The organism is Shewanella basaltis, assembly GCF_023283885.1.
Taxonomy (GTDB): Bacteria; Pseudomonadota; Gammaproteobacteria; order Enterobacterales; family Shewanellaceae; genus Shewanella; species Shewanella basaltis.
This window is the reverse complement of record NZ_JAKILA010000015.1, coordinates 72,108-96,534: the sequence shown is the minus strand read 5'-3', so window position 1 is coordinate 96,534 and position 24,427 is coordinate 72,108. Positions and strand designations below refer to the sequence as shown.

The following is a 24,427-nucleotide window of genomic DNA, read 5'->3' as shown; positions in this document are numbered from 1 at the left end:
AGCATAACAATGTATAAAAAAACGCTCAGCTGCGCAGCATTACTATGGTTAAGCACCACCATTGTCGTATCGGCAAACACACAAACTCAACACGCCAACACGACACCTCAACCAGAACAGCTATACCCCACGTTACTGCCCAAAGAAGCTCTGCCTGAATTAGCTCAAATCGGCCAGTATCCTGTTGGCGTAAAAACGCTTAAGCTGGTAAATAAAAAACAATTTAACCCTAGCAGCCAAACCTTAGAAGACCGTAAATTAGCGGTAGAGGTCTGGTACCCAACAAATAAAACCCCTACAACCACCCCCAAAGCGATATACCGTGACGAGACACGCTTAGGATTACCTTTTGTATTACAAGGTAATGCCACTCGCAATGCTGAAGTAGTTAACTTAACCGGCCAACCCTTTCCATTAGTGGTGTTATCGCATGGTTATACTGGTTATCGCACTATTATGTTTTATTTAGCCGAACATTTAGCCTCACACGGCTATGTGGTTGTAGCGCTCGACCATACCGACTCAACCAATGCAGAGGTCGACATGGTTAAGGCACCATTTAGTGGTTTTTTTAGCACATTACTTAATCGCTCACGCGATCAACAATTTACCCTGGACTACTTTAGCGGCACAAACAACTTTGTTAGCAGCATAATCGACACTCAACGTGCTGGATTAATTGGTTACTCAATGGGTGGCTATGGGGCAGTTAATACTGTTGGTGGTTGTTATCAATTTAACCAGCAAACCGCTGCCACATTTACTGGCAGTAAAGATGTCAATGTGATTAACGGCGCCATTGAGCTACTTAACACCTGTGCGGGTGGCCAAAAAGCACCCGCTAAAGTCGACCCCAAGTGGAAAGCCATGATAGCCATCGCACCTTGGGGCGGTAACTACCAACTGTTTAATGCCGAGTCTCTTGCCAAAATCACCACGCCAACATTGTACGTTGCCGGCGATCTTGATGATATTTCTGGGTATAAAGGCATCCAATCGCTATATCAACAAACCGGCGGTGACAGCACTTACATGCTCACTTATCACAACGCCCGCCATAACATCGCACCGCACCCTGCCCCACAGATTGCTTACAAAAATGAAATAGATCTCGGACATTACTTTGAACCCGCTTGGAGCAATATGCAGCTAAACACCATCAACAAGCATTTTGCCCTAGCCATGATGGACTGCCACGTTAAAAATCAAAAAGATAAGTGCAGCTTTTTACAGCTCAATGGCCAATCGAATGAACAAGATGCCCAAGGCAACCCAACACCAACCTGGAAAGGATTTGCCCCTCGCTATGCGACAGGCATGTCATGGGATATGAAAAAGCCTAAATCTTAGGGCGTTAACCATTACCGTTTTGAAAGAAAACTGTTTATTCAAGGCGGTTTGTTTCAAGGAATCACTGTTCTGAATTAACTCACCATTAACGAGCATTAAACTAAAGCATATTTAGGCTTACTTAAAAAAAAAAAAATAACAGACTGAATTTTATAAACAAAAAAACAAATAAGACAAAACGCTGCCAGATACCTATGCCATTTAGGTTTAAAAGTGAACAAAAAACAGTAAGAGATTAGCGTCACATTGTTAAGAAAAGGTTGATATCTAGCTCCAATTACTATATTTATAAGATAAATAAGCTTAAATGAAAAATAAAAGATTTATAAAAAAGCAACAACATCAACTGGGGGAAGAAAAATGTCTACAAAAGGAATCGCGACGTTTGGCAAGAGGACAACGTTAGCACTTGCTATTGCTGGGGCAATTGGCAGTGTTCACGGGGTCACAGCAGCAGAAGCTGAAACACAAGCCAATGAGCAAATTGAAGTCATTGCGGTAAAAGGGATCCGCAGCAGTTTAAAAAATTCAATGGCCGACAAAAAAACCGCATCTGTGGTTTCAGATGGTATTTCGGCAGAAGATCTGGGTAAATTTCCAGACTTAAACGTTGCCGAGTCGTTGCAACGTATTACAGGGGTTTCTATTGACCGTAGTGGTGGTGAAGGTCAAGCCGTTACCGTTCGTGGTTTTGGTCCACAATTTAACACTGTACTGGTTAACGGCCGCCAAATGGCTACCGACAGCGCAGGTCGCGAATTTAACTTCGACATTTTAGCCGCCGAGCAAATCACCGGGGCTAACGTATACAAAACCACTAATGCCAGCATGCAAGAAGGCGGCATTGGCGGTACTATCGACCTAACAACGGCACGCCCATTTGATTACAGCGGCTTGCAAATTGTTGGCTCTGTAAAAGGCATGTACGAAAGTCTTTCAGAAGACGTATCTCCTGCGGTTTCAGGCCTAATCAGCAACACCTTTAATGACGAAACCATGGGGGTGTTATTAGCAGTAAGCCACCAAGAACGAAGTGTTCAAATCAACCAAATCAACACAGCCGGCTGGCGCGGCGGCCAAACCATTTCTAACTCACGTGATGGCGTGTTATTTACCAATGCATACATTCCACGTAACTGGGATCAAATCGTAGATGAGCAAGACCGCACGCGAACCAACGCCAGTTTAGTGTTTCAGTATGCGCCATCTGATGATGTCAGCATTACCTTAGACGGCTTTATCTCTAAGTTTGAAGTCGACTCACAAGTGACCGACTTAGCCTCATGGTTTGAACCCGATCGCGTTGGCAGTGCTACGATTGACCCTGCAACCGGTACACTGCTCACGTTTAGCCAGGATATTGGTTTACACCAAGGTAGTGGCGATCCAGCAACTGACTTTGTATCACACACACGTAACTCTCGCGATGTCACCAACAGCGGTGTTGGCTTAAACGTGAAATGGGATATAAACGACCAACTAAAAGCCAATTTTGACGTATCTAACTCAAATGCAGAAAACGATCGCGCTGGTCGTGACCGCTTTAACGTTGTCGGTATCACAAATAGCTATGCCTTTGACGGCACAGGTGGTGTACCAACGGTTATACATGATGGGTTTACTAATGGTAGTTTGCCCGACGCTAACCTAGCTCGCTTACACTACAACGAAAAAGGTAATCAATTTAGCGACGAAGATGAAATAACTGAATTCAAAGCCGATTTTGAATACACCCCAGACTCATTAGTGTTCACTAAAGCCAAGTTTGGTGTGTATCGTCAAGAACGTGAAAAATCAAGTTTCCAAATTTTTGGTAACCAATGTCAGTTTTGCGGTTATGGCACACAAGCCCCGATTGACGTGATTGACTTTAGACCGTACACAGCCAATAACTACTTCTCAGGGTTAATTGACACATTCTACACCTACGACGGTGATGCCATGGTCGATTACTTAGCCGCAGAAGGTTATCCAATCGTGCCAACGCTGCAAAACAACCGTTACACCATTAACGAAGACATCAGCAGCTTATACATGAACTTTACCTTTGTGTATGACGTTGGTGATATGCCATTAACTGTTGATTTTGGTGCGCGTTACTCAAATACCAGTATCGACGTGAGTGCTGTACAAAGCTATATATCAGACGTTACCCCGACAAGCGACGCAACCTTGTTTCAAAACTTTTATGGCCCAGCAGAAAACATTACCCAAGGCACGTCTTATGCTAACTTATTACCAAGCTTAAACATTAAGTTAGACTTACAAGATGACATGGTATTGCGTTTTGCGGCATACGATTCATTAACGCGTCCAACAATGTCACAACTGTCACCAGCCACAACATTTAACGAGCCACGTCGTCAAAACTTAACGGCAACTGGCGGTAACCCAGCGCTTGAACCATTCCGTTCAGAAAACTGGGATGTGTCGTACGAATGGTATTACGACGATGCAAGTTTATTTAGCTTTGCCTTCTTCAGCAAAGAAGTTGACGATTTCATCGTGAGCTTAACCGGTGAAGAAACATACCTAATGACCGACCGTACAGGTCCTGACTTTAACTGTAGCACCACCAACTCAGATCTATGTACCAGTGATGTTGTGGCAACCACAGAAGAGTTAAATGGTCAGTCAGAATTGTATACCGTGACACGCCCACAAAATGGCGAATCAGCACGTATTACCGGTTACGAAATAGCGTTAACTCACGTATTTGAAAACGGTTTTGGTTTTACAGCTAACGCCACCGTAGTAGACAGCAACGTTAAAGTTGATGCTAACTCAACCCAAAGCTTTGCGCTTGAGGGGTTAGGCGACTCACAAAACTTAATCCTGTTTTACGAGCAAGATAACTGGCAAGCACGTGTTGCATTTAACAACCGTGAGGGCTTTTTACGTCAGCTAGATAACGGATTTAACGGTGAGCCAATCAATACAGAAACCTTTGGACAGTGGGATATTAGCGCGAGCTACGATATCAACGAAAACATCTCTGTATTTGTTGAAGGTATTAACATCACTGAAGAAGAGTTAGTGCAAACGGGCCGCTTCGCCAACCAGATTTACTCGGTTGAAGACAACGGTTCACGCTACGCAGTAGGGTTAAGAGGCAAGTTTTAAGTTATAAACAGTAAAAAGACAGGTGCAAGTGCACCTGTCTTTTTGTTTTAACAAGACCGACAACCCTCACCTTGTGATAGTGTCTAAGCACTCAATTGCAAACAGGATGTTAACCCAATGGCAAAAGCAGTAAAAAAAATAATCATTGTGGGCGGCGGAACCGCTGGTTGGTTAACCGCAGCAATCATTGCATCACATCATAAAAGCCAAACAGATCAAGCAATAGACATTAGCTTAATCGAATCGTCAGATATTCCAACCGTTGGAGTAGGTGAAGGCACCTGGCCAACCATGAAAAACACCCTACAACAAATAGGGCTAAACGAAAGCGAAGTATTCAGAAAGTGTCATGCAACCTTTAAGCAAGGCGGCAAATTTGTCAGCTGGGTGCATGGCAATGGCGACTTTTATTATCATCCTTTTACCGTACCTTTAGGGTATGGTCGCCTCGATTTGGCACCTTATATTGACAACATTAAAGATTACGCCGAACAAACTAATTTTCAACACGCTATTTGTGAGTCTGGCCTTGCTCCGCGCAGCATGGCAGAGGGTGACTATCAAGGCACATGTAACTATGCCTACCACCTCGACGCTGGCGCCTTCGCCGACATGCTCAAACAACACTGTAAAACACAGCTCAAGGTCAATCACATCATTGGCACTGTCGACCATGCCAGTGTCGACAACCAAGGCAACATCAGCAAGGTAGCGCTTATTGATCACGCGCCAATTGAAGGCGACTTATTTATCGACTGCACCGGGTTTGCTTCGTTACTGCTTGGTAAAACCCTTAATGTGCCATTTATTAAACTCGACCACATATTGTTTAATGACCGCGCTATCGCCATGCAAGTGCCATATGAGCATGCAGACAGCCCCATCGCCTCGCATACCATTGCCACCGCACAAGATTCTGGTTGGATTTGGGATATTGGCTTAACGCACCGCCGCGGCGTGGGCCATGTTTACTCCAGCCGCTTTATGAGCGACGAGCAAGCTGAAGCCAACTTACGACGTTACATCGGCTCTCAAGCAGACGGGCTAATGGTCAAAAAAATCCACTACGAAAGCGGCCACCGTGAACGTTTTTGGCAAAATAACTGTGTTGCAGTAGGAATGGCGGCAGGATTTGTAGAACCACTTGAAGCAACAGCCATTATGTTGATTGAAATATCAGCCCGTTACATCGCTGAAAACTTACCTGTAAACGATCAAATAATGCCCTTAACCGCTAAACGTTTTAACCAACAAATGGATTACCGCTGGAGCCGGATCGTCGACTTTTTAAAACTGCATTACATGCTAACAAAGCGCCCAGAACCTTACTGGCAAGCACACTGTAATCCAGAAACAATCCCGCAAAGTTTACAAGACGATCTCAACATGTGGGCATATAGAGGCCCCACCAGCAAAGACTTTAATGGCCCCAACGAGCTGTTTCCTGCAGCCAGTTATCAGTATGTGCTTTATGGCATGGAGTTTACGCCAGATTACTCACAACATGCCCATTTATACCAACAGCACACCCAGGCATCACAAATTTTACACCGTAATGTTCAACTCACGCAGCAGATGCTTAATACCTTGCCGCCTCATCGTGACTATATTGAACAATGGTTAACTCACTCTCAACAGTAGAATAATAATATGAAAACACTGACAGAATTAACCCCGCAACAGCATCATGACTTACGCATTACCGACGACTGCGCGATTCTGTTTGCCCAGCAGCAAAACATCATGAATTTACGTGTCACCGAGGTCAGCCAAGCAGCTTGTTGCATGCCTATTTTTTATGTACGTAATAGCCAAAATGGTCAATGGGTGCTAACCGGTTTTACCAGTTTTGAGCAAGGCAGTAATTTGTTTATTAAACAAGGCCAATGGACAGCGCTGCACACGCCGGCCAACATGCAAACCTTTCCATTTTTTTTGATGGCGTCACCAGAAAATCCGCACCAATATACAATTGGTATTGATCAAACGCACCCAGCGTTTTCAAACACCAGCGGCCAGCGTATTTTTGAAGCAAATGGCAAAGCATCACTGCATTTATCCAGGGTTAAAACGCTACTAGAAGCCGATATCAAGAACGATCTCCGCACCCAGGAGTTTAATCAATACATTCACCAGCTAGGTTTATTACGCCCGGTCACGATATTAGTTCACTATCAAGACGGCAGCACACCCAGTTTATCTGGTTTATACACCATCGATGAAGACAAGCTGCAATCTCTGGATAAAGAGACCTTATTTACCCTGCACCAAAAAGGTTATTTAGCGCCAATACAGTCCCTGTTGATGTCGTTATTTCAACTGAATGCACTCATTAAAAAACACAACCAGCTCCAAACGTTAACGCCAATAAAAAATATAAAACTAGAAGTCAGTAAAACAACGGCAGCATAACAATACCCAACACACGATTGGGAAAGGAAAAACAATGTCTGAAAACATGATTCAATTATCGGTATTTGCCTTTGTTACGGCAATTATTGGTTTATTAACATACTTAAAATGTCGCGGCGCCAACCGTCAACAGAGCTCACAAAATAAAGAATACTTTTTAGCTGGTGGAGGGTTAAGTTGGATATTTGTTGCCGGCTCAATCACCTTAACCAACTTAAGTACTGACCAACTCGTGGGGATGAACGGCAACCAAATGGCGTTACTCGCCTGGTGGGAGTTTGCTGCTGTTATTGGGTTAATTATTTTGGCTAAAGTGTTTTTACCTGTGTATTACAAATACAACTGTACAACCACAACTGAACTGCTAGAAAAACGCTATAACAACAAACATATACGCGCAGTTATTGGTGCAATTTTCTTTTTAGGTAATGCCTTTATTTACATGCCAGCAGTTATTTACTCTGGGGCATTATTTATGCAAACCATGTTTAATGTCGACATTCCACTAATGTACATTGCAGTAGCGTTTGCCACCCTAGGTGCAGTATATGCCTTCTTTGGTGGCCTGCGTGCGGTTGCAGTGTCAGACACTTACTCTGGGGTATTACTATTAGGCATGGCCATTTTTGTTGTATTTTTAGCCTTAAATGCAATCAATTATGATTTTTCAGACATTCCGGCCGAGCGTTTAACCTTTATAGGTGATGATGATTCTCCATTACCTTGGCACACCTTACTCACCGGGATGATTTTCATTCAAATGTATTACTGGGGAACCAATCAAACCATTACCCAACGTGCAATGGCAGCACCCACCCTTAAAGAAGCCCAAAAAGGGGTGTTTGCGGCCGCTGGTATTCGTATTTTAATCGTTCCAGCGATTGTGGTGATCCCAGGCATAGTGTCATACAAGTTATACGGTGATATTGGTGATGCGGCTTATGGGCGCATAGTAGGTGATTTAATGCCCACCTGGTTAACCGGTGTATTTGCTGCCGCGATGGCCGCAGCAGTTCTGTCGACCTACAACAGCTTACTAAACTCAGCAACGGCATTGTATGTCTGTGATATTCACGAAGCCTACATCAAAAAAGATCCCAATGTAGTGCGTTTAAGTGGTTGGGTAACCTTATTACTGAGTATTCTTACGCTCACTTTAGTGCCCATTTACCAACAAGCTGAAAGTATCATCAACCTACTTCAACAATTAAATGGTTTACTCAGTATGCCGATTTTATCAATATTTATTGTTGGTTTAATCTTTAAAAATGTCGATGCTAGAGCCGGTATTGGGGCCGTTATTTTTGGCGTATTACTTTACGCGTCGCTAACGTTCGAGTTTTCGCCGTTTTACTCGACATGGCATTATATTCACTTAATGCCCGTGACCTTAGCCGCGTGTGTTTCTTTTGCATTGTTGGCAAATCGCTTTGTTTTTGGCAATAAAATCCAGTTTGCCTCTGGTGGTGATTTAGAGACGGCTTAAACTTTGGCCAAAGCCCAATAAAATGAGCACCGATTATGGTGCTCATTTTTTTACTTAACCTCAACTCTGGATAAGAGATGTATTGATAGCATATTAAAAATCAATACGTTAACCCTTACCTACTTTCAAGCTTGGCATTTGTATTAATCACAAGGCGAATGAACGCGCCAATAGCAGGTCTATTGCAAGTTAAATAACCTGATCTCGGGATAAGGGATGAACTTATACTATTTAAAATCAACATGTTACCCACTATCACTTTCAAGCTTGTCATTTGTTCTGCTAACAAGGCGAATTGACGTGTCAATAGCTAGCCTATTGTAAGTCGATTCAACGCAGTGAGCAGGACAAAGGACTGTTTGAAAGGCATTTATCATCCCGAGCTCAGGTTAAATAATTCAGTGAGAAAAGGGGCTGTTTGGAAGACGTTTGTTATCTTATACCATTGCGCGTTAGTAAGTGATCTCTCAGCGAGAATTTAAAAGGGCTTAAACAAGGCGAATGACTGAATGAATAGTTATTCTCTTTCAAAGTCATGCAACGCAGTATAAGCCCTTTTAAAACTCGCCAAAAAGGAATGCCCCAGCGGCTTTTGCTTTACGTTCTCGCTATTTGAAAGGGAACAACCATTACTGCATTGCGACGCCTTAATCAAAAACCGCTGGACGCATTCTGAGTGGCCACTTATTAATGCGCAATGGTATTACTTAAAGAAGTAACTCATTCTGCCGATATTAATACCATTTGAATTAATGATATCACCCATCAAAGCCTCTTAAGCTGCTAAGCTTGAGGGTGCATTGTTAACACAATGGTCATTCTCTTTTGAGGCAATGCAACAACATTGACTGGATGAGCGTCTACAGCATAGGAGATATTGCCTTGAGCCTTATTCCTACCATCCTATTACTTACCTAGCAGACGCTAAATGACCAGATATTGAATGAAATGGGTATAAATACCATTGGTATTAATCGACAACAATTACATTAGGGTACTTCACCATGCTTAATGCTTTTAACACAATCAAAGCGCGTATTTTGTTAGGCTACACTGCAACGGTATTAATGACCTTAATTGCAGCGGGATTGCTCAGCAACAGTAATCAGACTGTAAAACACGAAGTGGCCGGGTTTGTCGATGGCACCTTGCCCGCCCTAAAAAGCATTACCAAACTTCAAAGCCATGCCAAAGAACTGGTGCTAATTGGATATTCTCTTTATGGCACAACAATCAGTGTGACTGAGTTTAACGAACAAAAAGCTCAACTTGCGCAAAATTTAAATCAACAATATCAGTATCTCAACAGCGTCATATCCACACCATTAATGCCACAAATTGACGCACTATACGCTGCCCTGTCTGCACTTGAATCAACCATGAGTCAGCCGTCAATTGATTGGGATAATGCCCGCGAGCAGCTGAGTTTATTAAATAATAGTGCCAATGAGCTCAAAGACAGGCTAGATACTCTAGTTCAAGATATTTCAGCTAAAGCCAATCATAATGCCAGCAATATTCAAAATGAACTGGGTGACAACACCTTATTAATATATGTTTTAGTGGGGTTAATGGTGGTGGTTGCTCTGGGTGCTTATTTAGCAGCACAAAAACAAATAGCCAACCCCATTACTAACCTGTCTAACGATCTGACTCGCATAGCACAGAGTCGAAACCTAAAAGCCAAACTGGCTGATGAATGCATAGTAGAAATTAGCAATGTTGCTACCAGCGTCAATGGATTAATTAATGTATTTCGTTTGGGAATGGATGAGGTCCATGACGCGATAGCCAGCATGAGTCAAACAGTTAACCAACTCAAAACCACCAGTGGCAAATCATCGGCCTCTGTTGATGAACTTCAACATACCATTGTCAATTTAGTCGATGTTATGTCGCAGCTTGAGCAACAAATGGAACAAAGTGTAGAGCAATCACAAAGTGCAGCCGACTCAGCTCAAGAGGGGGCGCAAAGTATGGTTGATGGACAAAAAGAGGTTAAGCAAACGGCTGAAAGTATTGGTGTACTGGCTCAAGATATCGAAACGACAGCCAAGATGTTATTGGCATTACAACATTCAGGTAAACAAGTCGCAACGGTCGTTAAAACCATTGCAGAGATCGCCTCACAAACAAACCTGCTTTCATTAAATGCCGCTATTGAAGCGGCACGAGCTGGCGAAACAGGCAGAGGCTTTGCGGTAGTCGCTGATGAGGTTCGCACATTAGCGGTCCGCACACATAACTCGACAGTTGAAATCAACGCGATGCTCGCCAATATAGTCGACTCCATTCAGTCCGCAGTTGACAATATGGCTTCAAATCAACAAAAAGCTCAGCAGTCTGTGTCATTAGCAAACCAGCTAGTCCTCACGCTTGAGCAAAGCCGTCAACTCATCTTGTCGTTAGCAACGGTGAGCCAAGAGTCGGCCATGCTTGCACAAGCATCTCAACAACAGGCGCATACCGTTAAGCGTAAAGTACAAGACTTTACCTTACTCGGTGAATCTGTATCAGAAGGAAATCAACAGATCAGCGAAGCGGGTAATAAATTAAGTAGCCTTGCCAACAAACTAACTAAAACCGTTGATCAATTTGAACGGTAATAATGGTTTTTGCATCAACCAAGACCAAAAACCACTTAACGAAATCATTAACAATACTAGGGCCTGAGTGGGGTATCGACTTTTTATGTAGCACTCAATGTCTTTGCCGTGCAGTGGTATATGTGAGTAATAGCTGACACAAGCAACCTTGAAAGTGCAACAGGCCCTAGAGTTGGTATTATTGATTTTAAACAAATTAGAGTAAACTGACTCAAACGAACTGATTGCAAATAGTTCGTTTTTAAAAACAACCGATAACCAATACGCCTTACTTCAACGTGGATAGTTATATGACCTCAGAACTGAATGAAAAACGCAAAATTGTGTCATCTAAGCATTTAGCCAATAGCGAGGCTTGGCCATTGTCTGAAGTCGAGTTGGGATTAACGGTTTTTTATAACGCATTTACTAAATGGATCGTTCGCTGTGCCGCCGCTGCGGGTTGTCATGATCTTAGCCCTGTGGATGTGCTGACCTTGCATAACATTCACTATCGAGACAATATTCAGCGCCGTATCGATATTTGCTTTATGTTAAACATTGAAGACACACATACCGTTAATTACTCGTTAAAAAAATTAGTTAAATTATCGCTAATCACAGGCACCAAACGCGGTAAAGAAATGTATTACGCCACAACAGAGCAAGGTAATGCATTGTGTGAAGAATACAGACTAATTAGAGAAGAGTGTTTGATTTCGTCTATGTCTGGATTAAAGCAAAATGCCGAGGAGTTGTCACAAATGGCTTCTGTATTACGGTCGTTATCCGGTATTTACGACCAAGCAGCCCGGGCCGCGGCAACCCTTTAGCATTAAGAAAAATGAGGTAAACCTTACCTCATTTTCCTTTTTATTAAGACGTGAAAAGTGAAAACCCCATTGAATGGGCCACCATCCTAACCCCTAAAAAGGTAGTAAAAATCACCACACTAATCCCCAATACATTAGACAACCACCCATTAGTATGTTGGCCTAATAGTTTTTTATGATTAATCGCAAATAATAAAAAGCTGGCCACAATAGGTAATAACAACCCATTGGCAAATTGAGCCAATACAATAATCTCGATAGGGTTTATGCCTGTCAAAGCTAAGCATGCGCCAATCAACAAAATGCTTAAACTGATCCCTCTAAATACTTTAGACTCAGTGCCTTTCTCTATTCGCAAAATTTCAGAAATAGCATAACTGGTTGCTAATGGCGCTGTTATCACACTGCTTAAGCCCGCGGCAAACATACCCATTCCCAATAAATATTTAGAATACACCCCAAATAGCGGCTCAAACTGTTTGGCCATATCAGCGGCACCATTTACCGCCAATCCATGCGCAAACATACTGGCCGCAGCTGTAGATACAATAAGCAACGCGATAACGCCACCCAAGCCTATTGAGATAACGCTATCAACTCTTGCCTCACCGAGTTGTGCAGCACTTTGCCAATGACTTTTGGCTGCCGATGCATGTAAAAATAAGTTATAAGGCACCACTGTGGTACCGATTAACGCGATAACCGTTAGCAGATTAGCCGTTGTGATACTTGGACTTAATAAGCCATTGACTATGCTTAGTAAATCGGGCTTAACCACAAAAAATGTGACCACAAATGAAACGCCCATCAACAACACAAGGAATATCAATATTCGTTCGATTTGCTTATAGCTACCACGCCACAAAATAAGCGCGCCGATAACACTAAGGGTCAGGATAGACAATTGATAAATACTGTCACTTTCGCCAACAATGGCTTGAATGCCCAGCGCAGCGCCCGCTAAATTACCTCCTTCATACGCTGCATTACCAATGTAAAGCGCCACCATAATCAGTAAAAACAGCGGCCATTTAAAAATAGAGTGTTGTAATGCATCCCACAGCACTTCACCCAACCCTTTTTGGGTAATTACACCAAGTCGCGCAGACATCTCTTGTAAAATAATGGTCGCTATTGTCGCAAAACCTAACGCCCATAGCAGTGAATAACCAAACTTTGCCCCTGCTAATGTGCAGGCGGTAATCGTACCTGGGCCAATAAACGCGGCGGTAACCACTACCCCAGGGCCGATTTTTTTTAACTTCGCAAACATGGCACATCCCTTTTATTGAGCGTTAATTGCAAATATTAATAAGCTTTATCGCTTACCAAAACCGCCACCGGTAGGAGAAATAACATTCACGGCATCACCGCAATGAACTTCAGCCTGTCCGCAACCACCAAGCTCAACAATCGAGCCATCTTTGCGGGTTACCCAATTTCGGCCTAGTTGACCGTCTTCACCACCTAATACACCAACAGGCGGAGTGACTCGGTGATCAGATAAAATCGAACACACCATGGTGTCGTTAAATCGAATTTTGCGATAAATACCATCGCCAGCATCCCATTTCCCTTTTCCACCTGAGCCACGACGAATTGAAAACTCATCTAACACCACTGGGTAGCGTTGCTCCATAATTTCTGGGTCTGTCATGCGTGTATTGGTCATGTGTGTGTGCACAGCAGCGGTACCATTAAACCCTTTACCTGCAGGGCTACCCGAACAAATTGTCTCGTAATATTGATATTTGGCGTTACCAAATGTGAGGTTGTTCATGGTGCCCTGACTCGTACCAAGTGCACCTAAGGCTGCAAACAACGCATTGGTGACCGCTTGGCTGGTTTCAACATTGCCCGCGACCACAGCGGCAGGAAACTCTGGGTTTAACATAGAGCCACTAGGCACAATCACATTTAGCGGTTTCATGCAGCCTGCATTTAACGGAATATCATCGTTAACTAAACAACGGAATACATACAATACCGCCGCATGAGTAATCGCTTGTGGAGCATTAAAATTAGACGGTTGTTGACTGCTTGTACCGCTAAAATCAATGGTGGCACTACGGTTATTTTTATCAACTGTGATTGCAACCTGGATCACTGCACCCGAATCAATCTTATAGGTAAATTGACCGTCTTTAAGCGACGTAATGGCCTGCCTTACGGCTTCTTCGGCGCTGTCTTGAATGTAGCCCATGTAGGCATGTACAGACTCGATGCCATTGGTATCCACCAGCTTCAATAACTCATTAACCCCAGTGTTGTTAGCCGCAATTTGCGCCATTAAGTCGGCAATATTTTGTTCGATATTACGCGCAGGGTATGGGCCTTCACTGAGTTTTTGCTGAATGACATCATGTAAAAACACGCCTTGGTCTACCAGTTTTATTGAATCGAGCACAATGCCTTCTTCATAAATGGTTTTAGCCAGTGACGACATCGACCCTGGCGCTATCCCACCAATGTCCTCATGGTGGGCACGACTTGCCACATAAAACAGCACTTGTTTATTGTCTGCATCAAATACTGGCGTAATCACGGTAATATCGGGTAAATGCGAGCCGCCATTGTAAGGATTGTTTTGTACAAACACGTCACCAGGGTTAATGGTTTGCCCGCTGTTAATAATCACCTTAACGCTGGAGTCCATTGAGCCTAAATGCACCGGCACATGAGGGGCATTTGCCACCAGGCTGCCGGTTTTATCAAAAATAGCGCACGAAAAATCAAGCCGTTCTTTTATGTTGACCGATTGAGCCGTATTTTGCAGCACAAAACCCATTTGTTGGGCAATCGACATAAACAGATTATTGTAAATTTCTAATGTGACAGGATCTGACTTAACCGCTAATGCAGCCCCTGTTTGGGCCTGATTAATGTGGCTTAAAATAATATGCCCATACTGGGTCACTTCAGCCTGCCAATCTTGCTCCACAATAATGGTGCCTGTTGGCTCAATAATAATGGCAGGTCCGGTAATTAGATGGCCGTAACTGAGTTGAGTGCTGTTATATACCGGAGTTTGATGCCACGCCCCTTTTGAATACATGGGTTTTAACGCAATATGCTCAGGGCTAGCGGTGGTTTTATGACTCGCTTTTTCCTCAGCGATGCCCTCGCCGCCACCAGAAGATAATACCCCCGCCATTTCAACAATAATGGCTTTATCCAACATAATAAAACCGTATTGGCGTTTGTGGTTACGCTCAAACTCTTCACGCATTAATTCATGGTCGGCGCACAACACTTTAAGACTAGTGTCAGTGCCTTTGTACCTTAGCTGTGCCCAAGCGGTATGGGTCGTTTCATCAGCTGCTAAGCCTTGCTCAATTAATTCGCTAACATTCGCCGCGGTAAGCTCGTCAATACTGTCTTGTAATTCAGCCATCATCGTCGCACTTAATACTTGCTCTAAGACGATTTGACGCTCAACACTGATATCGGCTAACCCCATGCCATAAGCCGACAGCACCCCAGAAAAGGGATGCAAAAACACCTTATCCATGCCGAGCCGCTCGGCTACCAAGCAGGCATGTTGCCCACCTGCACCACCAAAACAATTTAAAACGTACTGCGCAAGATTATAACCACGGGCAACCGAAATTTTCTTAATCGCCTGCGCCATGTGTTCAATGGTTATGTCTAAAAAGCCTTGGGCGACTTGTTCGGCGCTGCGTCCGTCGGCGACCTCATTGGCAATGTCTACAAAGGCATCAAATGCGGCTTGTTGATCTAAGGCTTGATCTTGATTGGGGCCAAAAATATGCGGGAAAAAATCAGGCTGAACCTTACCTAGGCACACGTTAATGTCTGTAACGGCAAGCAAACCGCCACGGCGATAACACTTAGGCCCGGGATTAGCGCCCGCCGAATCTGGGCCAACGCGAAAACGACTGCCATCAAAAGACAGCACCGAACCACCACCCGCGGCAACCGTATGGATAAACATCATAGGCACGCGCATGCGCACACCTGCAACCTCGGTTTCGTATACCTTTTCGTATTCGCCAGCAAAGTGCGACACATCGGTTGACGTGCCGCCCATGTCAAAGCCAATCATTTTAGTAAACCCAGCAAGCTTTGCCGTGTGTACTGCGCCCACTATGCCACCAGCAGGGCCTGACAATATCGCATCGCGGCCTCTAAATTTACTTGCATCAGTAAGTCCGCCAGACGATTGCATAAACAACAATTTACCCTGTTCGTTGTCATTGCTAATTGCCGACTCTATTCGGTCAACGTACTTTCTTAAAATCGGCGTTAAATAAGCATCAACGACGGTGGTTTCACCACGGGGGACAATTTTTGTCAGTGGGCTGACATCGTGGCTAGTCGATATTTGGGTAAACCCAATCTCTTTTGCTATTAGCGCAAGAGTTTGTTCATGTTCAGGAAAACGATAAGCATGCATCAACACAATCGCAATTGAGCGATAGCCTTTATCATAAGCCTGCTTAAATGCCTGGCGGGCTTGGTTGTCATCAAGGGGAGTTTCAACATCACCATTGGCAAGAACACGTTCAGTTATTTCAATAACATCACTGTATAACAGCGGTGACTTGGTAATATTTAACGCAAAAATGTTGGGGCGAGCTTGATGGCCAATCTCAAGAATATCACCAAGCCCTGCAGTAATGGCTAACACAGTAGCCTCGCCTTTTTTCTCAAGCAACGCATTAGTGGCAACTGTGGTGCCCATTTTGACTACTTTCACTTGCTCCGCAGGGATAGGGTCATGCTTACCTATGCCTAAAAACTCGCGGATACCTTGCAGTGCAGCATCTGCGTATGCTTCAGGGTTTTCAGATAACAGCTTTTTAGTATGCAGCGTGCCTGCAGGATCTTTAGCAACAATATCGGTAAAAGTACCACCTCTGTCTATCCAAAACTGCCACCGACCTTGTGATGGTGATATCAAATTATTGTTACTCATAACACTCCCAAATGGCATGACATCCATAACGACTTATAAACAGAACTGACTAAAAAATAACACTACAATGACAAATCATCAACGTTATGTTGTTATCATATTGACATGTAATACCAGTTGTGTGAAATTCAAGCACCTACCTCAAACTTGAAAGAACTAAAAATGTTAAAAAAATTATTCTTTTTAAGCCTAATCAGTTTAAGCACTAGCACTCTAGCAGCCGATCTTACCGTTGAAGAATTACGCATTGAAAAAATGCAAGCCGCGCACCCAGCCGTGACCAATGTGTTTAGCAACGAGACCAAAGCATTTCAGTTGGCCTTACAAAAAGCCGCCTCTTTTGATGCCGCATCAGCGCTAGTGACAGAGTATTCACATCAACTTTGGCAACGGGCCAAAAAGCAACTGCGCAATGCCCCAAAATTGGATGACAGACCGCTTTATTGGACTCGGCTTGCATCAAGCAAAGTGATTAGAAGCGCACAACCTGTATTTGAAATAACCTCCGGCCAACGCCAAGCACTGCTGGAGATGTTAGAGCAAGGTTCAAGAGGCCAACACGATCTGCTGTACACGCAAGAGACCCATAAAAAAATTCTCCTTACGGGTTTTGACCCCTTTTTACTTGATAAAAACATCAACCAAAGCAACCCATCAGGCATTGCTGCTATCGCACTTGACGGACAAATTATTGAACTCAATGGCATAACAGCAGAAATAAATACCGTGATAGTGCCCGTTAGATATGCCGATTTTGATCAAGGATTAATCGAATCAATCCTAGCGCCATATTACGCTCTTAATAATGTCGACATGATTGTGACTGTGAGTATGGGTCGAGAGCACTTCGATTTAGAACGTTTTCCAGGAAAAAGACGTAGTGTTACCGCACCAGACAATCTCAACGTGATTGCTGGTGGCACCGAAACAAAGCCTATTATTTCAAAACTTAACGATAGGCCGTTGCCCGGTGATGAGTTTGTTGAATTTAGCCTACCAGTTAAGCAAATGCAGCAAGCAAAAGGCCCTTATAACGTCATCGACAATCATCAAGTGACCAGCCTTAACAAGCAAACACATAAACCAAACTCACTTGCTGAATTAGACAAAGAAATAGCCGTTAATGGCTCAGGTGGGGGATACTTGTCCAATGAAATATCTTACCGCAGTATTCGTTTACGAAATCAACTTAACTCAACCATTCCTACAGGGCATATTCATACCCCACGTATACAGCAGTACGAGCCCGAAATCGAAAAACAAATTGTTGAGCAAATACGCTCTATGTTGGCACACTCATTAAGCGCGCTATAACGAAAAGATGTGTATTGCTGTAAGCGTTATCGTCTAAACGAATAACGCTTACAAACTCACTTTTTAACACCCGGTGAGAGCAGGTATTGGCTTACCGGTTAATCGTGTTAATTTATCTTGGCGGTTTTTGTTTTAACCAAATCCAAAATCCGCTTAATGAAACCATTAACAATGCTAGGGCAAACAAGTCCCAGAGCCATATTGTTAAATGACCAAACAAGCGCCCGCTGTGTAAATCAAGCATCACCCGTTGCCAGCTCAAATTGGCACTGCGGGCCAAATTAATTATCGCCCCATCAGTCTCACGACTTGCACTCACCCAAGAATGAAACCCAACAGGTAATGTGGCATGTTGCCAGTCAATCAACTGCTCATCGGCTTGGTACACACCGTTTTTTGTATTAAGCCAAACTCGATCATCCACAACCGCAAGCCCAAGCAAATCAGACGGCAGCCCTGTACTGCTATTTTGTGTTTCTTGTAACTGGCCTTGCTTATCAAACAAATATAATTGCTGCGGGTCTATCGCGATGATCATATTACTGGTGCGAGCCGCGCTTATCAGAGTGTCGGCAGCTTCTAACATCATTTGTTGGTTTTGCCACAACAGGTTATCGGTAATGTATAAAGCAGAAGGGGAAACACCAAACTGAGCGACATGCTTAGGTGCTGCAATGCCGTAATAATCCAACAACCATGCCTGGGTTACACCGGTTTTATCTAACCCAAAATCGTCGCTGTGATTAATGGCCACACCCGTTAAGGTTAACACTAAAATAAATAACGCACTCGCCAAGCCCAAGCGACGATGCCAAGGCCGGAGTATGCGTAAAAATTGAATTCGTAGACTGTTTCTAGAGGGTTTTGTCACACTAACCTGCTTAACATGGTTTATTGATTGATATGGGCATCAAGCAACAGTGCAATACGCGAAAGTTTGGTTAGCGCTCGGACCGACAACGTCGCACCAGTAATACCGTCAATGTGTTTATCAAGCTGATGTTGTTCAGTTAACTTAGCGGCTTTAAATTGATCGGTGAAAAAATCATGACGAACTTCATCACCACGGCTTTCTCGATATACCAACACTTTAGTTTGCGCAATTTGCTGATTTTTTACATGGATACCTACGGTGATCGGCGACTCTTTACCTATCTCATCCATAATCCACACAGTTTCATTGTTATGTTGCCAGTATCGCACACGCATTTTATTAAAGCGATGCGCCAAAATAGCCTCTACCGCGTGTTTTAAATTATCATCTAACCATAATACCTTAGCTTCACCGCTATTGCCGTTAAATGCCTGACTGATAAACGCATCATTTGACTGATACTGAGTCGCTGCCAGCGCGCGATGCGTTGACAAACACCCTAGACATAACAATATAAAAAACACTAACGCTGAACGAAACATTGGTACATACCATCCGTAAACAATCATAAAAATAAGGGTGCCGACAATATACTATACTGCTGACACCCATTTTAACGATAATCGACATTTAACGAATCAATGTCGTTAACCTTTATCGGTATTAGAACTGGTAACCAACACCTAGGTTAAAGCCGTCTGAATCAGCAGCGCCTGTGATTCTTTCAAAGTCAGCTTTAAACACTACGTTTTCGTGTAGCCAGTAGTTCACACCTAGGTTAGTTTGCTTTTTCTTTGTTTCTGCATTGTCACCAGCATTGTTATCCCACTCGTTGTAACGAGCAAATACCCCAAACTGCTCGTTAATACGGTAAGAAGGTTCAATGTAGAAACCATTTTGCTTGTCGCGACCTAATGCTTCAGCTTCTTTACCATCAATATCCCACTGTGCATATAACGCTTTAACGGTAAAGTCTTCAATGCTGTAAATAGCATGTGCCGTTAACAAGGTTGCAGAGGCTGTATCAACCGCAGCTTCACCTTGAGTTAAGTCAGATTGATATTGAACAGTAGCAGCAAGCTCTAAACCAGGCACGGCAGTGTACTTAACACGGCCGGTGTAAGCTAAATCTTCACCTTTGGCTTCAGATACTTTTTGACGACCATTACGGATTTTGTAACCCGAGCTTTGGTCTAAATACAAACCAGAGGTCACTGCTGTGTCAAAGGCTAAACCAGGAGCCGCTTTAACATTTAGCGTTAAACCGCCTTCCCACCATGTTGCTGGAATAATGTCTTTTTCAACTGGGTTACGCTCTACGCCATAAAAAGTATCTGGTTCGTGAGTTTCGTTAATAATACCCACTGGCATTAAAAATAGACCCGCCTTACCCGTATACATCTCGTTAAAGTCATGTTCGATATAGGCTTGCTCTAACTCAACTTCACCTTTTTTACCTTCACCAGCAATTGAGTGCTCAACTTCTAGTTCAGAGAAAAAACGGGTTGTGCTATTAAATTCATGGCCAACAAATAATACAAAACGGTGGAAATCGAATTCTTTTTTATCTTTACCCGTTTTGTTGTCGGTGATGTTGTTGTAGTGCAATTCACCGTAACCACCAATGGTAGTGGCAGATTTACTAGATGCTGTTGATTCAACAACATCAGCAGTTGTCTCTACGCGTTTTTCAGTTTGCTCAAGACGCTTCTCAAGATCTTTTAATACTTTTTGTTGTTGTTCAATGATTTGGCGTAATTCGGTTGTGTCGTCAGATGCCGTAGCGTATTGGCTAGAAAACAGGCTTAATAAAGTTGCCGCAATTAACGTTTTTTTCATTTTTTATCCTGATAGGTCAATGTGAATAATATCGTAAACTTATGTAAAGAAGTGTAAAGATTGTAAAGGCGCGCGAATTATACACATTAACTGTGTTAATACAAATTATTATCATTAAGCTTCGTGGTGACACAGATCACGTAATAAACAATTTACACCTTGCTGCAACAACTCAACCGCAATTCAAATGCTCAAGTCGCTGTCAAAAATAAATTGCCTTAATCGCCCTAACAACAAACCGAATAATTGAGGCTAATATAATTATTTGTCAGGTTTTTACAGACAAAACACGCTATGATCAGCACACATCGCTCAAGGCTTATGACATCTCTTATCACAACGGCAAAGATGACAAGCATCGCGAAAACGTTACTCACTTTTTATCGACATTAGGCAACACCATGGCTATCAGAATTAAACTTAAACCCGGTCGTGAACGCTCACTCGATCGTCGTCACCCTTGGGTGTTTTCCAACGGCATACATAATGTCAATGGTGGTAAACCTCAAGCTGGTGATACCGTTGATGTCGTGGCTCACGATGGACGTTGGTTAGGACGCGGTGCATGGTCACCCGAATCGCAAATTCAAGTCAGAATATGGACCTTCGATAAACAAGAAGAAATTGACAGCGACTTTTTTGCAAGGCGCATTAAACGTGCCCAAGCCGGGCGCGATGAACTGATTATTGAACAAGGGCTTACCGGATACCGTTTAGTTGCCGCCGAGTCAGACGGGTTACCCGGTATCACCATTGACCGCTATGCAAATGTACTAGTATGCCAACTACTCAGCACTGGCGCCGAAAAGTGGCGTGACACCATTGTGGAACAACTTGTACTGCAATACCCAGATTGCGCCGTGTACGAACGCTCCGACGTTGACTCTCGTAAAAAAGAAGGTTTAGCGCCTGTTGTCGGTTTACTGCACGGTCAATTGCCTCCTATGCCTGTCATCATCGAAGAAAATGGCATAAAAATCGCGGTCGATGTGGTTAAAGGCCATAAAACCGGGTTTTATTTAGACCAACGTGACAACCGCGCAATGACGGCTCGTTTCGTTAAAGGTAAATCGGTCCTCAACTGTTTTTGTTACACTGGCACGTTTGGTTTATACGCCGCTAAAGCGGGCGCAGCCAGTATTGAAAACGTCGATGTGTCAGGTTTAGCGCTACAAACGGCGCGTGACAATATGGCCATAAATCATCTTAATGATGACCATGTACATTACAACGAAGCCGACGTATTTAAGCTACTGCGCCAATACCGAGATGAAGGTAAAACCTTCGATGTTATCGTACTCGATCCACCTAAATTTGCCGAAAATAAGTCACAACTTGACGGTGCTTGTCGTGGCTACAAAGACATCAATATGATTGCCATGCAGTTACTTAACCCTGGCGGAATATTACTCACCTTCTCATGTTCAGGCTTAATGCAATCAGAACTGTTCCAAAAAGTAGTCGCTGACGCCGCATTAGATGCCAAACGAGATGTCCAGTTTATTGAGCGAATGCATCAAGCAAGCGACCACCCTATCAGCAGCGCATTTCCTGAAGGATATTACCTAAAAGGCTTAATTGCGCGTGTTTGGTAACAAGGTGTAGTTGTTACGGTTAATGTAGGATTAAATAATGTTAAATCAAGTAGATAATAAGACAGATATTCAAATGCGCTATTTATTTTATGTGACATTGTCATACTCTTTTAGCGTACTTAGGCCCCTAGAAATAGCGATAAATAAACGTGGCGGTAAAGTCGCGTGGTTTATTCCCCATGGCAGTGAAGCTGAAAAATTTTTAAAGCCAGAGGATGTGCGGCTACTCGATGTATACCAAGTAAAACAATTTAATCCGCACGCGACACTTGCACCAGGTAATTTTATCCCAGACTTTTTCCCTGGGATAAAAGTACAAGTTTTTCATGGTTTCGACTCTGGCAAAAAAGGCAAATTTAATATTCGAGGCTTTTTTGATTTGTATTGCACCCAAGGGCCAAACATTACCCAGGGATTCAATGCAATTAATGATGGCACTTGTGAGGTAGTTGAGACTGGCTGGTCAAAACTTGATCCATTATTTTCATTACATCCTGACACGCATCAATTTAAATCAGAAAAACCCGTTATTTTGTATGCGCCAACATTTTCACCAAGCTTAACCAGCACCCATGAGTTATATCCTTATATCAAGCAATTATCGCAAAGCAGGGAGTGGCAATGGATTGTTAAACTGCACCCTAAAGCAACCGCTGAAGAAATTGCAATGTTTAAAGGATTATCAAATGACAAGTTGCAGTTTATTGAAACGGGAGATGTCATACCGCTACTGCAAGCAGCAGATGTATTATTGTCAGATACTTCGTCAATACTCGCAGAATTTGCATTACAGGAAAAAGTGGTAGTAGCATTTAATAATCGCCGGCCTGAACAATGGATGATCAATTTTCAGCAAGCCAGCGAACTAGAAAATATGCTAGACAATGCACTACAAGGCAACGAAGAACTTTTACAGAACATAACGTCTCATTGTAATGCTATTCATCCCTATCAAGATGGCCTGTCGAGCGACAGAACATTAAACGCTATTGATAAGTTGGTTGCTTCAGGAACATCTCACCTTAAAGCCAAACCTTTAAATTTAATCCGTAGAATAAAAATACGAAAAAAATTAAAGTATTACCGATGGAGTTAATTCAGTTTTAACAGCGCAACCTAATTGGCTCGGTTTTTTACAATCTAAAAGAGTAAAAAACCGAGCCAACAAATGAAATAGCCCTAAGCATCCTGCTTCATAGAAAGTGCATATTTACCATTGATGCCACACAAGGTATTCATTTAATTAGTGGATGAGTTGTATGTGAAGTTAGCAGAGTTTGATCGTAGTGGCGCGTGTCATTTATACCGCCACAACACCTCAACAACGATGTTAGACAATGGCGCTGACCTTCGCCACATCCAAGAAATACTAGGTCATGCCAGTACCCTCACGACTCAGTTATACACTCACGTTAGGCGCAAGAAATTGTCTGAAGTTTATGAAGCGACTCACCCTTCTGCTGAAGGTGGTAGCGGGTTATTTTAGTTTGCCATAACAAACTGAGCATTCAATTTTCTATAACATTTCTTAAGCCACCCATTTCTTGAACAATATTTAGCCAACAATCTTGGGTATCTTAATTATTTGCATCACGATGCAAATAAATAGCAGGCGGGTCGATAAACATCTTCATGGCGCAAGCTCTCGCAATAGTTGCGCAAGAAAACATGGCGAGGCTGAGTGAGGCAAATGCAATTTAGCATGAGCAAACTCTAACATGATAGCCGCTTGTGGCTGCACGAGTTCGAGTTGGGTCACTTGATGCTCAGTGACTTTATGCTGTGAAATTTGGGCGCAGACGAAAGCGCCCTCAGTCAATGCCAAGCGCTTTTTGTGAGCATAAAACTTGATGTTGATAATCTATGTTTGCGGCAATAAGCGCTGATATTTAAGCCGTTCTGCTGCTGAGCAAGAATAAGCTCTTGCCACTGCTGTTGATTACGAAAGGTTTTCATTATGTATCTCCCAATAAAATATGGGAACAACATAAATCAGCAGCATAGTGAAAGGTATGTGTCTTTGGCTAGACGCTTACCTCTAAATGACTCAATCTCTCAGATAGCACACTGAGCAAGA

17 protein-coding genes are annotated in these 24,427 nt (G+C 43.1%); 11 read left to right on the top strand and 6 right to left on the bottom strand.

The genetic code is table 11. The annotated features are described in order from the left end of the window. Positions 1-3 precede the first annotated feature (3 nt). The 7 genes from L2703_RS12045 (at position 4) to L2703_RS12015 (ending at position 11,789) form a co-directional block, all read left to right on the top strand. Positions 4-1,350, top strand: coding sequence for an alpha/beta hydrolase family protein (locus tag L2703_RS12045; RefSeq protein WP_428848657.1), 1,347 nt, complete (start codon positions 4-6; stop codon positions 1,348-1,350). Between the two features lie 360 nt (positions 1,351-1,710). Next, positions 1,711-4,473 carry a TonB-dependent receptor gene (locus L2703_RS12040; RefSeq protein ID WP_248971332.1) on the top strand — a complete coding sequence of 921 codons (2,763 nt, stop codon included), beginning with the start codon at positions 1,711-1,713 and terminating at the stop codon, positions 4,471-4,473. 117 nt (positions 4,474-4,590) lie between these two features. Further along, complete coding sequence (locus L2703_RS12035) at positions 4,591-6,114, top strand: tryptophan halogenase family protein (RefSeq protein ID WP_248971331.1); 1,524 nt, start codon at positions 4,591-4,593, stop codon at positions 6,112-6,114. Between the two features lie 9 nt (positions 6,115-6,123). After that, positions 6,124-6,885, top strand: a complete 762-nt coding sequence (locus tag L2703_RS12030; protein ID WP_248971330.1) for a SapC family protein — start codon at positions 6,124-6,126, stop codon at positions 6,883-6,885. Between the two features lie 34 nt (positions 6,886-6,919). Further along, positions 6,920-8,371: an SLC5 family protein gene (locus L2703_RS12025; protein WP_248971329.1), complete on the top strand. Its 1,452-nt coding sequence runs from the start codon at positions 6,920-6,922 to the stop codon at positions 8,369-8,371. A gap of 1,004 nt (positions 8,372-9,375) precedes the next feature. After that, positions 9,376-10,977, top strand: coding sequence for a methyl-accepting chemotaxis protein (locus L2703_RS12020; RefSeq protein ID WP_248971328.1), 1,602 nt, complete (start codon positions 9,376-9,378; stop codon positions 10,975-10,977). A 290-nt stretch (positions 10,978-11,267) separates the two neighbouring features. After that, the gene (locus L2703_RS12015; RefSeq protein ID WP_188958513.1) at positions 11,268-11,789 is read left to right on the top strand and encodes a winged helix DNA-binding protein; all 522 of its coding nucleotides are present in this window, start codon (positions 11,268-11,270) and stop codon (positions 11,787-11,789) included. A gap of 43 nt (positions 11,790-11,832) precedes the next feature. Here L2703_RS12015 and L2703_RS12010 read toward each other — a convergent pair whose 3' ends face one another. Next, a complete protein-coding gene (locus L2703_RS12010) occupies positions 11,833-13,062 on the bottom strand; it encodes an Nramp family divalent metal transporter (RefSeq protein ID WP_248971327.1) in 1,230 nt (409 codons plus the stop codon). Positions 13,063-13,107: 45 nt separating this feature from the next. Next, entirely contained in the window at positions 13,108-16,728 is a 3,621-nt protein-coding gene (locus L2703_RS12005; protein ID WP_248971326.1) for a hydantoinase B/oxoprolinase family protein, read from the bottom strand. Positions 16,729-16,890: 162 nt separating this feature from the next. Between L2703_RS12005 and L2703_RS12000 the strand changes: the two genes are divergently transcribed. After that, complete coding sequence (locus tag L2703_RS12000; protein WP_248971325.1) at positions 16,891-18,042, top strand: hypothetical protein; 1,152 nt, start codon at positions 16,891-16,893, stop codon at positions 18,040-18,042. Positions 18,043-18,154: 112 nt separating this feature from the next. Here the strand turns inward: L2703_RS12000 and L2703_RS11995 are convergent, their stop codons facing one another. From L2703_RS11995 to L2703_RS11985, 3 genes are all read right to left on the bottom strand, one after another. After that, positions 18,155-18,913 carry a PepSY-associated TM helix domain-containing protein gene (locus tag L2703_RS11995; protein WP_248971324.1) on the bottom strand — a complete coding sequence of 253 codons (759 nt, stop codon included), beginning with the start codon at positions 18,911-18,913 and terminating at the stop codon, positions 18,155-18,157. A gap of 20 nt (positions 18,914-18,933) precedes the next feature. After that, positions 18,934-19,458, bottom strand: a complete 525-nt coding sequence (locus L2703_RS11990) for an FMN-binding protein (protein ID WP_248971323.1) — start codon at positions 19,456-19,458, stop codon at positions 18,934-18,936. Between the two features lie 121 nt (positions 19,459-19,579). Continuing rightward, positions 19,580-20,755 carry a porin gene (locus L2703_RS11985; RefSeq protein ID WP_248971322.1) on the bottom strand — a complete coding sequence of 392 codons (1,176 nt, stop codon included), beginning with the start codon at positions 20,753-20,755 and terminating at the stop codon, positions 19,580-19,582. Between the two features lie 401 nt (positions 20,756-21,156). Between L2703_RS11985 and L2703_RS11980 the strand changes: the two genes are divergently transcribed. The 3 genes from L2703_RS11980 (at position 21,157) to L2703_RS11970 (ending at position 23,836) form a co-directional block, all read left to right on the top strand. Further along, a complete protein-coding gene (locus L2703_RS11980) occupies positions 21,157-22,350 on the top strand; it encodes a class I SAM-dependent rRNA methyltransferase (protein ID WP_248971321.1) in 1,194 nt (397 codons plus the stop codon). A gap of 37 nt (positions 22,351-22,387) precedes the next feature. Continuing rightward, positions 22,388-23,446 carry a CDP-glycerol glycerophosphotransferase family protein gene (locus L2703_RS11975; protein ID WP_248971320.1) on the top strand — a complete coding sequence of 353 codons (1,059 nt, stop codon included), beginning with the start codon at positions 22,388-22,390 and terminating at the stop codon, positions 23,444-23,446. Between the two features lie 165 nt (positions 23,447-23,611). Continuing rightward, positions 23,612-23,836, top strand: a complete 225-nt coding sequence (locus tag L2703_RS11970) for a tyrosine-type recombinase/integrase (RefSeq protein ID WP_248971319.1) — start codon at positions 23,612-23,614, stop codon at positions 23,834-23,836. A 329-nt stretch (positions 23,837-24,165) separates the two neighbouring features. On the opposite strand, the gene tnpA is transcribed toward L2703_RS11970, so the two are convergent. Further along, positions 24,166-24,306 carry an IS66 family insertion sequence element accessory protein TnpA gene (gene tnpA, locus L2703_RS11965; protein ID WP_248971318.1) on the bottom strand — a complete coding sequence of 47 codons (141 nt, stop codon included), beginning with the start codon at positions 24,304-24,306 and terminating at the stop codon, positions 24,166-24,168. Between the last annotated feature and the right edge of the window lie 121 nt (positions 24,307-24,427).

What these genes read in the sequence shown, in the direction of transcription:
- L2703_RS12040 (WP_248971332.1), top strand. Translation starts at nt 1,711, where the DNA reads ATGTCTACAAAAGGAATCGCGACGTTTGGCAAGAGGACAACGTTAGCA.
- L2703_RS12035 (WP_248971331.1), top strand. Translation starts at nt 4,591, where the DNA reads ATGGCAAAAGCAGTAAAAAAAATAATCATTGTGGGCGGCGGAACCGCT.
- L2703_RS12030 (WP_248971330.1), top strand. Translation starts at nt 6,124, where the DNA reads ATGAAAACACTGACAGAATTAACCCCGCAACAGCATCATGACTTACGC.
- L2703_RS12025 (WP_248971329.1), top strand. Translation starts at nt 6,920, where the DNA reads ATGTCTGAAAACATGATTCAATTATCGGTATTTGCCTTTGTTACGGCA.
- L2703_RS12020 (WP_248971328.1), top strand. Translation starts at nt 9,376, where the DNA reads ATGCTTAATGCTTTTAACACAATCAAAGCGCGTATTTTGTTAGGCTAC.
- L2703_RS12015 (WP_188958513.1), top strand. Translation starts at nt 11,268, where the DNA reads ATGACCTCAGAACTGAATGAAAAACGCAAAATTGTGTCATCTAAGCAT.
- L2703_RS12010 (WP_248971327.1), bottom strand. Translation starts at nt 13,062, where the DNA reads ATGTTTGCGAAGTTAAAAAAAATCGGCCCTGGGGTAGTGGTTACCGCC.
- L2703_RS12005 (WP_248971326.1), bottom strand. Translation starts at nt 16,728, where the DNA reads ATGAGTAACAATAATTTGATATCACCATCACAAGGTCGGTGGCAGTTT.
- L2703_RS12000 (WP_248971325.1), top strand. Translation starts at nt 16,891, where the DNA reads ATGTTAAAAAAATTATTCTTTTTAAGCCTAATCAGTTTAAGCACTAGC.
- L2703_RS11990 (WP_248971323.1), bottom strand. Translation starts at nt 19,458, where the DNA reads ATGTTTCGTTCAGCGTTAGTGTTTTTTATATTGTTATGTCTAGGGTGT.
- L2703_RS11985 (WP_248971322.1), bottom strand. Translation starts at nt 20,755, where the DNA reads ATGAAAAAAACGTTAATTGCGGCAACTTTATTAAGCCTGTTTTCTAGC.
- L2703_RS11980 (WP_248971321.1), top strand. Translation starts at nt 21,157, where the DNA reads ATGGCTATCAGAATTAAACTTAAACCCGGTCGTGAACGCTCACTCGAT.
- L2703_RS11975 (WP_248971320.1), top strand. Translation starts at nt 22,388, where the DNA reads ATGTTAAATCAAGTAGATAATAAGACAGATATTCAAATGCGCTATTTA.
- tnpA (WP_248971318.1), bottom strand. Translation starts at nt 24,306, where the DNA reads ATGAAAACCTTTCGTAATCAACAGCAGTGGCAAGAGCTTATTCTTGCT.